Raw genomic sequence first — 12008 nt, forward strand, 5'->3', positions numbered from 1 at the left:
GACAGGCTTGTGGCCTGCAAATGACAGATACACAGGGGGTGTTGACACATGATCGAAGGTCAGGGTTGGCTTTCAAGCGTCGCGCGGCATCACCGGAACGTGAGGATCCCCTGTCGATGATCTCCTTCGCCCCGGACACCGGGGTCTGGCTGCTGGCCACACCGCACACGTCGTACGCGCTGCGCATCGACGAGACCGGAGCCCCCTGCCACCTCGCCTGGGGGCCCCGGCTGACGCTCGCGGAAGCCGAACAACTCGCCGTGCCGCACAGTCCGGAGACCAGCAGCTTCGAGGGAAGGCCGCCCGTCGGGGAGGAACTTCCGGTGGACGGCGGAACCCGCTACGGTCCGCCGTCGCTGCAAGTCCGCTTCGTGGACGGATCCCGCGCCTTCGAGTGGCAGCCGACCGGACATCGCGTCCACGAGGGCGAGCTGGAGCTGGCGTTCCGCGACCGCCGCTACCCCCTGCACGTGGCACTCCACTACCGCGTACGCGGCGACACGGACGTCATCGAACGCTGGACCGTCGTCCGCAACGCCGGCGACGAGCCCGTCACCCTGCTGCGCGCCGACTCGGCCGCGTGGACCCTGCCCCCGCTACGGGACTACCGGCTCAGCCATGTCACCGGACAGTGGTCCGCCGAAAGTCAACTCCGCCGGGAGCAACTCCCGTACGGCGAGACCGCGTTGACCAGCCGACGCGGCATCACCAGCCATCACGCGAACCCCTGGCTGATGCTGGACGGGGGCGAGGCGACGGAGGAGCACGGCCGGGTGTGGAGCGCCGCCCTCGCGTGGAGCGGGAGTTGGCGGATCACCGCGCAGCGCACTCCGGACGGACGGGCCGGATTCACCGGAGGCGTCGGGCACGACGGTATGACCGTGCCGCTCTCGCCGGGCGAGGAGTTCACCACTCCGCCGTTCGCGGGCCTGTGCACCGACGGCGGCTTCGGAGCGGCCGGCCGTGCCTGGCACGCGTACACCCTGGCCCATGTCCTGCCGCATCCGGACGAGATGGCGCCGGTGCTCTACAACTCCTGGGAGGCCACGGGCTTCGACGTCGACGAGGCCGGTCAGAAGGCGCTCGCCGAGCGGGCGGCAGCGCTCGGGGTCGAGCTGTACGTGGTGGACGACGGCTGGTTCGGGGCGCGCCGCAGCGACCGGGCAGGCCTCGGCGACTGGACACCTGCCCCCGACCGCTTTCCCCAAGGGCTGGGGCCGCTGGTCCGGGCGGTGCACGGGCTCGGGATGGGCTTCGGCCTGTGGGTGGAGCCCGAGATGGTGAATCCGGACAGCGATCTCTACCGCCAACGCCCGGACTGGGTCCTGCACTTCCCGGGCCGCACCCGCTCCGAGCTGCGCCACCAGCTCGTCCTCAACTTCGCCCGCCGCGACGTCGCCGACTGGGCGTACGGCTGGCTGACCCGGCTGGTCGGCGACCACGGCATCGACTTCCTCAAGTGGGACATGAACCGCGCGTTCAGCGAGCCCGGGTGGCCCGGTGAGCCGGACGGTGCCGACCGCCTCGGTCCCGCGTACGTGCGCAATCTCTACGGTGTCGTCGACCGCCTCCGCGCCGACCACCCGGCGCTGCGGATCGAGTCGTGCAGTGGCGGGGGCGGCCGGGTCGACCTGGGCATTCTGTTCCGTACGGACCAGGCGTGGGCGTCGGACAACACCGATGCCGCCGACCGGATGTGGATCCAGCACGGCTACGGCCAGGTCTATCCGGCGCGCACCATGGGCTCGTGGGTCACGGACGTGCCGAACCAGCTCACCGGCCGCACGATTCCGCTGCGCTTCCGTTTCCATGTCGCGATGGCCGGGGCACTGGGCATCGGGGGCGATCTCACGCGCTGGTCCGAGGAGGAACTGCGGGAGGGGGCCGCCCTGGTCGCCGAGTACAAGAAGGTGCGCCCTCTTGTGCAGCACGGCAGGCTGGACCGTCTCTCCCCGCCCTCCGAGGACGCCGTCTCCGTGCTGCAGTACACGGCCGCCGACGCCTCGGAGACCCTGCTGCTCGCGTACCGCCGCGTTACCCGCCACGGCGCCCCGGTCCTCCCGGTCCGCCTGCGCGGCCTGACCCGCGCGGCCCGCTACCGCGACGCCCGCACCGGCGCCGTGCACCACGCCACCGTGCTCGCCGAGTACGGGCTCCGCCTCGACCTGCCGCCGGGCGACTGGTCGAGCACGGCGGTGCACCTGGTGCGTGAACCGGCCGCCTGAGCTCAATGCCCCTGCACCCGCTCGGCGTTGCGCTCGTTCAGCACGCCCCCTTGTGTCCCGGGCGGGATCGACCCGGCCGGTGCGGGCGGCCTTCGGTGACGACACGACGCCGCCGTCCCCCCGGACAAGGTGTTGTCCACTCGGGCCCGCCAGCCGCGCGTGCGCGCGCCGGAGGCGGCGTCAGTAGCGCTGCGCCTTGGCCAGCACGGGGCTCAGCACCGGTTTGGCGGGCTCCCGGCTGATGGCAACGGGCTGGGCCCGCTCCCCCGGGTCGAGGTTCTCCGCTCCGACGTACCTGGTCTCCACGACCTTGCCGTCGGGATTCTTGAAGTCGATCTGCACGGCGTACGACGCCTTGTGGTCGGTCTTGTTGGTGATGGTGACGAGTACGGCGAGCAGCCCGCCGGTCTGTGCTCTGGGCAGGCCGGTCATGGCGACGTCGGACATCGCGTTGCCGCTGCCCTTCACGTCCTTCAGCTCCTTCTCCGCGGCCGCGGCGGCGCGTTCCGTCTCGGCGGAGACGGACGCTGCGAACGCCGACGCCGCTGCCGATGCGGAGGAGGCCGCCGCCGACGCCGAGGCGCGCGCGGAGTCGATGATCGAGGAGGCGGCCGAGGCCAGGACGGACGGCGGCGTGCCGGTGAAGTTGGACTCGTTCGGCCGGGTCGGGCGTGGGCCCAAGGAGGAGGCGCCCCTGTCATTGTCGCTGTCGGTGCTGCACGAGACGAGCACGGACCCGCACGCGAGCGTGGCCAGTAGGGCGGCGATACGCCGTGATCCGCCGCGCCCGTGGGGAATGCGTCTGCTCATGCGGGCTCGTCCTCTTCCTGCCGTTCCGGACTCCCCTCATGCTCCGCGCCGGTCTCCAGGTCCGCGAACGGCGCGGAGCATCGGAGTGGCTCAGGGTGCGGCCGGCCCGCGCTCCCCCTCGAGGCAGTTCTCCGAGATCGCCAGGGCGGCCGCCATGATGCTCAGCTGCGGGTTGACCTCCGGGCAGCTGGGCAGCACCGAGCCGTCGACGACGAGGACGCCCCGGGCGCCGCGCAGTCTGCCCTGGGGGTCGGTGGGGGCCCGTTGCGGATCCGCGCCCGCGGCGGCCGTGCCGGTCGGGTGGAACGCCGAGAGGTGCAGGTTCCGGGCGTTCACCGTGGCGAGCAGCTCGTCGAGTTCGTCGAGGGAGCGGGCCCGCGGGGCGGAGGGGACGCCGGTGAGGATCTCCTCGGCGCCCGCCGCGAAGAGCAGCCGCCCCATGGCGCGTACGGCCGTCATCAGCCGGTCGCCGTCACGGGGGTCCAGGTCGTAGCGGACGAGCGTGCGGTCCCGGCCCTGGACCCGGCCGGAGGGGCGGTCGGCGATCATGGCGCCGAGGGTCGCGTGGCGGTCGGTGTCCTCCAGTTCGCGCCGCAGCTCGCGTCCCAGGCCGGGCAGGACGAAACTTCCCATGCCGGGCGGGCTCGCGGTCGCCTCGATGAGGACGCCGCGCGCGTGCAGCTCTTCGATGCCGACGCTCTGCAGCACACCCCGCCAGGCGGTGACCGGCTCGGGGAAGCGTCCCGCGACGCTCGTGGCCGGGTGCACGCTGAGGTTGCGGCCCAGACGTGGATGTCCGCCCAGTCCCGAGCAGCGCAGCAGGGCTGGTGTCTGCAGCGCCCCGGCCGCCGTCACGACGAGCGGGCCGAGGATCTCCAGTTCGCTGCCGTCCGGCCGCCGTGCCTGTACTCCGGCGGCGCGCGGCGCTCCTGGCCCGTCGTGCTCCACCAGGATGCGGCGGACCCGCGCGCCGGTGACGATCCGGGCCCCCGCGGCGCACGCGTCGGGCAGGACGGACAGCTGCACACTCTGTTTGGCGCCGGTGGGGCAGCCGACCACGCACTGGCACGAGCCCTTGCAGCCGGGCGCGTTGCGGCGCAGTGGTCCGGCCCGCCAGCCGAGCCGCTCGGCCCCCGCGAGGGCGAGCAGCCCATTGTTGCCCAGCGCGTCGAGCGGCTGGGTGGCCACGCGGAGGGTGCGCTCGATCTCGTCGAGCCGGGACCCGAAGCCCTCGGCGAGCCCGAATCCGTACTCCTGGCTCCAGCGGGCCAGCACATGGTCCGGAGTCCGGTAGCAGGTGCCGGAGTTGACCACGGTGGTGCCGCCGACGGCGCGGCCGACCGGCAGCAGGAGCGGCGGGTTGCCCACGGCCACCGTGGCGCCGCCGTCCCGGTACAGCTCGGCGAAACGGTCGAGCGGCGCCCGGCGCCCGAAGGAAGCCGTCGAGTGATGTTCGCCTTCCTCCAGGACGACGACCCTCAGTCCGGCGCGCGCGAAGGTCCGGGCGGCCACGGCGCCGCCCGCGCCGGATCCGACGACCACCACGTCGGCGGTCGAGCGGGTCGGCCACTCCTGGGCCGCAGTGCACTCGAGGGGCGGATCCTCGGGCGCCATCGCGGAAACGGACGCGGCCGGCATCCGCTCGGTGCCCGCGGCCAGCAGGACGGGAACCTTGAGCACGTCGAGCAGCGGGACGAGCCGGGGGCGTGCGGCCAGCGAGCCGAGCACGCTCTCACGTTCGTCGGGGTCGAGGGCTGCCAGACGTCTGCCGGTGCACAGGACGGCGTACGTCTCCAGGGCCGCGACGGCGGCGCGCACCCCGGCTCGGGCGGGCCTGGGCAGCGCCGCGAGCACTGTGTCGAGCCGGTTCGGCACGCGGGCGGGCCAGCCCTCGTCGCCCGTGTCGGCGAGCAGCGCGGCGACGAACCCGTCGGCGGTCACCGGTCGCCCGCCCGGGCGAGCGGTCCCACGACGAACCCCTCGGCGGTCACCGCTCGCCCGCCTCGGCGTGCGCGGTGCCGTCCAGGTGCCAGGACGCCTCCGGGCGCCAGCGGCCCCACCAGCGTTCCAGCACCACGCGGGCGTCGGCGGACTCGCTGTTGCGGCACACCGCGCGGGCTCCGTCCGGGTCGCGGTACTCCAGGGTGAGGGTCCGCTCGGCGGGCTGGTTGACGTCGACGCGGATGCGGCGCAGCACGGTCCGGCCGGTCACCGTCCACTCGGGCAGCCCGAATACGGCCCGGAACCGTCCCACGCCCAGCCAGCCGATCGCCGACCGCTCCGCCCGGCGCGGCCAGGTCCGGCCCCGGCGGCGCAGCCGCAGGAAGACCAGCGGAGGAAGCCGCCGCAGGCCCGGCCGGGTGGACACGGCCGCGACGATCTCCAGGACGTCGCCGTCGCCGAGCTCCGCGTGGAGCCAGGTCCACCGGTGGGCGTTGCCGTGCCCGTAGATGCGGGCCGAGGCGCCGGGTGCGCCGCGCAGGGTCAAGGCCTGTTCCCCGTACGAAAATTCGCCCTCGTACGTGGACCGCGCGGCCGGGAGCATCTGGGCGGCGGGCAGCAGCGGCCGACGCCAGGACCAGCGCGGGAAGGTGAACAGCGGGGCCCCTCGGGGGCGTTCGGTGAGCTTCCAGTGGAAGTCACCGGCGCTTCCCGTCAGTTGTCCCGGGGTGGCCGTGACGTTGTCTCCCGCGAAGCCGTCCGCCGGCCGGGTCCAGGGGACGGGCCCGAAGCGGGCATGCCGTACCGCGCCCTCGCGGGGAAACGCCGCGACCCATCCGTGGGCGAACGGCTCGGAGCCGTCGGCGGGCGCGGTGAGTTCGTGGTGCAGCCAGACGCCGGTGCCGCTCGCCGGATCGGTCAGCGTCGTGTACCAGACCTCGGTGCGGCCCGGTGAGCCGCTCCAGCGCGGCGCGACGTGCTCGGCACGGCTCTCACGGCGCGGGAAGCGGAAGCTGAGGAGGAACGGCGCGAGGCCCGTCGCCAGCGGGAAGCGGAGCACTCCTTCCCCCACCCGTGCGTCGCCCTCGTACAGCGTGAACGGCAGGACGGTCATCGACTCGACCGGGCGGCGCGCGGTCACGGACTTCCAGCCGTCCAGGGTGAGGCCGCGACCGTCGACGGTGAAGTCGAGTTGGTAGCGGATGCGCCGCCGGGCGAGGGGTGACACCTCCAACTCGCCCTCGGCGCAGGGGTCGTCGGCCAATCCGGCGATCCGCACCCGGCCGCTGAGCCTCGCCTGGGTCGTGCGGTGCGGGCGCAGGATCCGGTCGGCTTCGGCACGCAGGTCGAGGCGTATGCGGCGCTCCCGTGGCTCGTTGTCGAGCCGGACCGTGCCGAGCATCGTCTCCGTGAACGCGGTGCCCCTCATGCGAGACCGTCCAGCATGATGCGCTCGGTCGCCCGCAGATAGGCGTCGGCTGCCGCGTGCGCCTGCCGGGCGTCACCGGCCGCCACCGCGTCCACCACCGGCGCCAGCCGTTCGTGGGCCACCGCCGGGTCGGTGAAGGGCCCCTTGAGCAGGGAGCGCACGGGCAGGTAGGCGTTGAAGAGCGTGTTCGTCAGCAGGACGTAGACGCGGTTGCCCGTGGCCCGGGCGAGGGCGCGGTGCACCTCGACATCGGCCAGCTGCACCGCGTCGGCGCCGTCGGCCTCACGTACGGCTTCCAGCAGGGCGCGAAGCTCCGCCTGCTGGGTGCGGGTGGCCCGGGTCGCGGCCCGCTCGGCGATCAACGCACCGATGCCGCGTCGCACTTCGAAGACCTCGTGGACCCATTTGGCGTCGTGCCGCACGAGCATGGGCAGCAGGTCCGCCCCGCCCAGGCGTGCGTAGTCGCGCACGCGGGTCCCGACGCCGTGCCGGGTTTCGAGCAGGCCCGCCTGGACGAGCCGGCCGAAGGCGTGCTTGAGGGTGGTGCGGGTGACGCCGTAGCCGTCGGCGAGTTGGCGCTCCGGGGGCAGATAACTCCCCGCCGGATGACGGCCGTTGAGTATGTCCGTGCGCAGCCGGTCTTCCAGGACGTCCACGATGGTCTCGCGGGGCAGTGCCTCCACGGTTCCCCCTCCGGCAAGTGGATGAGTGGCTGAGCCACTGAACCAGTGGGGGCGTTCCGTGGTCAACCCCTCGTCGACAGAAGGCCGTTGGCCAGGGCTTGCGCAGCCGATGGCGGTTCCTCCCGAGTCGGCACTGATCATCGGATGTAACGGCGTTGGAAGCAACGGCACTTGGACCGGACCAACCCTGTCCGAATCGTTGACATGTACGCCACCCGACGCAATCCTGAGAGCGCTCTCAGACGGAAACCGGACGATCAGCGTCCACCGGAATCCACCTCACTGAAATCCCCCCACCAAGGAGGAAGAGAGTGCGCAGAAGACTCACCTGGCAGGCCCTGGCGGTGGCCGCGGCCACCCTCACCGCGGCGTTGCTGACGTTCGGGGCCCCGTCCCGGGCCGACGCAGCCGTCCCGGCGACCATCCCACTGAAGTTCACGAACAACTCGGGCCGCGGCGACCCCGTTTACATCTACGACCTCGGCACGCTGCTCTCGACCGGCCAGCAGGGCTGGGCCGACGCGAACGGCACGTTCCACGCGTGGCCCGCGGGCGGCAATCCGCCGACGCCCGCAGCCGACGCGTCGATCGCGGGACCGGCGAACGGGCAGTCGAAGACGATTCGGATCCCCAAGTTCTCCGGACGGATCTACTTCTCGTTCGGGCAGAAGCTCGACTTCCGGCTGACGACCGGCGGTCTGGTGCAGCCGGCCGTGCAGAATCCGAGCGATCCCAACCGCAACATCCTCTTCAACTGGTCCGAGTACACACTCAACGACTCGGGGCTGTGGATCAACAGCACACAGGTCGATATGTTCTCGGCGCCGTACGCCGTCGGCGTCCAGCTCGCCGACGGCACGACGAAGAGCACCGGCCACCTCAAGCCGGGCGGATACAACGGGTTCTTCAACGCCCTGCGGGGTCAGCCGGGCGGCTGGTCCCAGCTGATCCAGACCCGGTCCGACGGCACCGTCCTGCGGGCCCTCGCCCCCGGCCACGGCATCGAGGCGGGCGCGCTGCCGAGCACGGTCATGGACGACTACGTCAACCGCGTGTGGCAGAAGTACAGTTCGTCGACGCTGACGGTGACGCCGTTCGCCGACCAGCCGAACACGAAGTACTTCGGGCGGGTCTCCGGTGGCGTCATGAACTTCACCAACAGCGCCGGAGCGGTCGTCACCAGCTTCCAGAAGCCCGACTCCGACAGCATCTTCGGCTGCTACAAACGGCTCGACGCGCCCAACGACCTGGTGCGCGGCCCCATTTCACGCACCCTGTGCGCGGGCTTCAACCGCTCCACGCTCCTGGTCAATCCCAACCAGCCGGACACCAGCTCGGCGAACTTCTACCAGGACACGGTGACCAACCAGTACGCCCGCAAGATCCATGCGCAGATGGCCGACGGCAAGGCCTACGCGTTCGCCTTCGACGACGTCGGCAACTACGAGTCGCTCGTCCACGACGGCAATCCGCAACAGGCGTACATCACGCTGGATCCCTTCAGCTGAGAGCTTCCGGGCGGCCGGGGCGGACGCAAGGCTCCGGCCGTCAGGCGGCGTCCTCGGATTCCAGGCAGAGTACGGGGACCCGCTGGACAAGGTTGTTGGCGAAGCCGCCCCGGTTCCACAGCTGCTCCAGGGGCTGGGTGCGGCCCTCGGCGTCGGTGGCCCGCGTGCTGAGCACATGGCGGCCGGGCATGGCCGTCCAGGCGAAGCGCCAGGGCCGCCAGGCCCAGCGGTGGTCCTCTCCCCCGTCGAGGTCCGCCGCGGACCAGGAACGTCCCTCGTCCGTGCTGACCTCGACCCCGGTCACCGGCGCGCGCCCCGACCAGGCCCGCCCCTCCAGCGCCACGACACCCGGCCGGACCACCCGCTTCCTCGACATGAAGTCGGGGAAACCTGGCGGGATCAGCAGGGCGCGCGGGGCGATCCGGGTGACCGGTTCGCCCTCGTCACCCGCGTCCTGCCGGAGCCGGTAGGCCACGGCCTGCTGGAATCCCGTGAACGGCGTATCCGTCACCGTGATGTCGCGCAGCCACTTCACCTGCGCCATGCCGTACCACCCGGGCACCACGAGCCGCACCGGATGTCCGTGCTGCGGCGGCAGCGGGGCACTGTTCATCGCGTACGCCACGAGAACCTCGGGCTCACCGCCCAGGGCCACGTCCAGCGGCAGGGCCCGCTGGTAGTCCTGCTCGACCCCGCGCTCCACGCCATGATCAGCCCCCGTGAACACCACCTCCACCGCCCCGGATTCCACCCCCGCCTCGGCGAGCAGCACCCGCAACGGCACGCCGGTCCACTCCGCCGTACCGACCGCTTCCACCAGCCACGGCTGGCTCACCGGGCGGGGCGTCAACAGGGCCCGCCCATTGCCCGCGCACTCCAGCGTCACCCGTTGCGTGACTGCGGGATAGGCCTTCAGCTCGTCCACTCCGAGCCGCAGCCGCTGCCGCACCCGCCCGTCGAGAACGAGCCGCCACGTGCCCTCGTCCGCGTACGGGATGTCGTAGTGCGTCAGCACATAGTGCAGCCCCGGCGGCGTGACCTCGTACCGCAGCGCCTCCAGCGGCATCCCGTGATTCCGAGCGGCAAGCGCCAGCTCCTCCTGGCTGATGCCCTCCTCCGGCCCGGCCAGCCGAGCGGGTCCACTCACATCGTCGAGGCGATGGGCCATGCCCGCATTGTCCGCCTCCGTGCCGAGGGCGCGCTAGGCCGACAACGCGCCCGTACATCGGTCCACCAGGTCGCGCCACCCGGATTCCAGACGTTCCAGGGACATGCCCCGCTGGCGGGTCAGGTGGTGGATGAGGGCGGGGTCCAGGTATCCCATCAGGGTCTGGGCTACGAGTTCGATGTCCGCGGCCGGGGCGGCCTGGCGCAGCAGCATGCAGACGTGCATGAAGCGGACGCGGTACGGGGCGGAGCTGAAGCGGCGGAAGGGGTCGGGCTCCGCGGCGAGGTACAGGTCGAGCTGCTCGGAGGTGTCGCGCAGGGTGCGGCAGCCGAAGGCGTGCAGTCGCTCCACCGGTGACGCGCCGGGGCCCAGCGGCGGCGGACCGCCGATGAAGGCGGTCTGGAACCGCTGCTCGGTGTGGTCGAGGAGCGCCATCAGCAGGCCGGTGCGGTCGCCGAACCGCCGGAAGACGGTCCCCTTGCCGACCGATGCCGCGGCGGCGACGGCCTCCATCGTGACCTTGTCCACTCCGTGCTCCTCCACCAGGCGGGCGGCGGCCTCCAGCAGGCGCGCGCGATTGCGTGCGGCATCGGCGCGCAGCTGCGGGGCCGCCTCCGGGGAGGCGAACTCCATCAGCACGGGTTCGTCGGACGGTTCCTGTCGCTTCGGGAATGGCGGAAGTGGTGTGGACATGCACCCAGCGTAGCCGCAATCGAGGACAACTGGACCGCGGTCCGGTTTAGTGGTACACATTTAAGCGGACCTCGGTCCGGTTTATTGCGGCAATGTTTCAGCTTCGGGAGATCACCATGTCCGTACGTATCCTCGCGCTCGTCGGCAGCCTCCGCGCCGGCTCCCACAACCGCCAGCTCGCCGAGGCGGCCGTCAAGCTCGCCCCGGCGGGCGCCGAGGTCGACCTCTTCGAGGGCCTGGCCGAGGTCCCCTTCTACAACGAGGACATCGACGTCGAGGGCAGCGTGCCCGCCGCCGCTGTCCGGCTGCGTGAGGCCGCCGGTGCCGCCGACGCCTTCCTGCTCTTCTCGCCCGAGTACAACGGCACGATCCCTGCCGTGCTGAAGAACGCCATCGACTGGCTGTCCCGCCCCTACGGCGCCGGTGCCTTCACCGGCAAGCCGGTCGCCGTGGTGGGCACCGCGTTCGGCCAGTTCGGCGGCGTCTGGGCGCAGGACGAGGCCCGCAAGGCCGTGGGCATCGCCGGCGGCACCGTCCTGGAGGACGTGAAGCTCTCCATTCCCGGCTCCGTGACCCGCTTCGCCGAGACGCACCCCGTCGACGACGCCGAGGTCGCCGCTCAGCTCACCGAGGTCGTCGGCCGCCTGCACGGCCACGTCGGCGCGGCCGACGCCGCCTGACAACTCCCGTCAGGGCCGGTCCGGTTCGCCCGGACCGGCCCTTTCGCATGTCACAAGATCACCGCCGTATGTCTCAGGTCCGCACGATGCTCCGCACGATCTTGGCGGAACGAAATCCTCCGCGACAGGATGCCCGCATGAAGGGTGATCTCTTTTCCAGTGACCACATGGTGCAGCCCGCTCTCGCGCCGGGCATGACCATCCAGAACGCCAAGTCCATCAGGTACGCCGTCAACGGCGAGATGTTCGCGCGGCAGGGGGCGATGGTCGCCTACCGGGGGAATCTGCAGTTCGAGCGCAAGGGCCAGGGCGTGGGCGGCATGCTCAAGCGGGCGGTCACCGGTGAGGGACTGCCGCTGATGACCGTCCGCGGGCAGGGCGAGGCCTGGTTCGCGCACGAGGCGCAGAACTGTTTCATCGTCGGCATCGAGCCGGGCGACGTGTTCACCGTCAACGGCCGCAACGTCCTGTGCTTCGACGCCACGTTGTCGTACGAGATAAAGACCGTGAAGGGCGCGGGCATCACCGGCGGCGGTCTCTTCAACAGCGTCTTCACCGGCCACGGCAGTCTGGGTCTGATCTGCGAGGGCAACCCGCTGGTCATCCCCGTCTCACAGCAGCAGCCGGTGTACGTCGACACGGACGCCGTCGTCGGCTGGACCGCCCACCTGCACACCTCGCTGCACCGCTCGCAGTCGATCGGCTCGATGATCCGCGGCGGCTCCGGTGAGGCCGTGCAGTTGAAGCTGGAGGGCGAGGGATACGTCGTCGTGCGGCCCAGCGAGGTGACGCCGCAGAAGGCGCAGCAGCACTGAGTCCGGCAACGACGAAGGGTGCCCCGCCATACGGCGGGGCACCCCCCTTTTTTCAC

10 protein-coding genes are annotated in these 12008 nt (G+C 71.7%); 4 read left to right on the plus strand and 6 right to left on the minus strand.

From position 1 onward, the window contains the following. Nucleotides 1-116 precede the first annotated feature (116 nt). Nucleotides 117-2225, plus strand: a complete 2109-nt coding sequence (locus ACFY0T_RS27955) for an alpha-galactosidase (protein ID WP_388876075.1) — start codon at nt 117-119, stop codon at nt 2223-2225. 180 nt (nt 2226-2405) lie between these two features. On the opposite strand, the gene ACFY0T_RS27960 is transcribed toward ACFY0T_RS27955, so the two are convergent. The 4 genes from ACFY0T_RS27960 to ACFY0T_RS27975 form a co-directional block, all read right to left on the minus strand. Beyond that, nucleotides 2406-3035, minus strand: coding sequence for a hypothetical protein (locus ACFY0T_RS27960; protein ID WP_388876078.1), 630 nt, complete (start codon nt 3033-3035; stop codon nt 2406-2408). 90 nt (nt 3036-3125) lie between these two features. Then, the gene (locus ACFY0T_RS27965; RefSeq protein WP_388876081.1) at nt 3126-4976 is read right to left on the minus strand and encodes a GMC family oxidoreductase N-terminal domain-containing protein; all 1851 of its coding nucleotides are present in this window, start codon (nt 4974-4976) and stop codon (nt 3126-3128) included. 46 nt (nt 4977-5022) lie between these two features. Continuing rightward, complete coding sequence (locus ACFY0T_RS27970; protein WP_388876083.1) at nt 5023-6405, minus strand: hypothetical protein; 1383 nt, start codon at nt 6403-6405, stop codon at nt 5023-5025. After that, a complete protein-coding gene (locus ACFY0T_RS27975; protein ID WP_388876086.1) occupies nt 6402-7088 on the minus strand; it encodes a FadR/GntR family transcriptional regulator in 687 nt (228 codons plus the stop codon). Before ACFY0T_RS27975 ends, ACFY0T_RS27970 begins: the two co-directional genes overlap by 4 nt. A gap of 311 nt (nt 7089-7399) precedes the next feature. On the opposite strand from ACFY0T_RS27975, the gene ACFY0T_RS27980 reads away from it, so the two are divergent. Further along, complete coding sequence (locus tag ACFY0T_RS27980; RefSeq protein WP_388876089.1) at nt 7400-8596, plus strand: glycoside hydrolase family 64 protein; 1197 nt, start codon at nt 7400-7402, stop codon at nt 8594-8596. A 40-nt stretch (nt 8597-8636) separates the two neighbouring features. Here ACFY0T_RS27980 and ACFY0T_RS27985 read toward each other — a convergent pair whose 3' ends face one another. After that, a complete protein-coding gene (locus ACFY0T_RS27985; RefSeq protein ID WP_388876092.1) occupies nt 8637-9764 on the minus strand; it encodes a sulfite oxidase in 1128 nt (375 codons plus the stop codon). 33 nt (nt 9765-9797) lie between these two features. After that, the gene (locus ACFY0T_RS27990) at nt 9798-10457 is read right to left on the minus strand and encodes a TetR/AcrR family transcriptional regulator (RefSeq protein WP_388876095.1); all 660 of its coding nucleotides are present in this window, start codon (nt 10455-10457) and stop codon (nt 9798-9800) included. Nucleotides 10458-10573: 116 nt separating this feature from the next. Between ACFY0T_RS27990 and ACFY0T_RS27995 the strand changes: the two genes are divergently transcribed. Next, a complete protein-coding gene (locus ACFY0T_RS27995; protein ID WP_388876098.1) occupies nt 10574-11137 on the plus strand; it encodes an NADPH-dependent FMN reductase in 564 nt (187 codons plus the stop codon). A 137-nt stretch (nt 11138-11274) separates the two neighbouring features. Next, nucleotides 11275-11952 carry an AIM24 family protein gene (locus ACFY0T_RS28000; RefSeq protein ID WP_388876101.1) on the plus strand — a complete coding sequence of 226 codons (678 nt, stop codon included), beginning with the start codon at nt 11275-11277 and terminating at the stop codon, nt 11950-11952. The last annotated feature ends 56 nt before the right edge of the window (nt 11953-12008 follow it).

Origin of the sequence: Streptomyces sp. NPDC001530 (genome assembly GCF_042894545.1) — a bacterium.
In the GTDB taxonomy this organism is placed as follows: domain Bacteria; phylum Actinomycetota; class Actinomycetes; order Streptomycetales; family Streptomycetaceae; genus Streptomyces.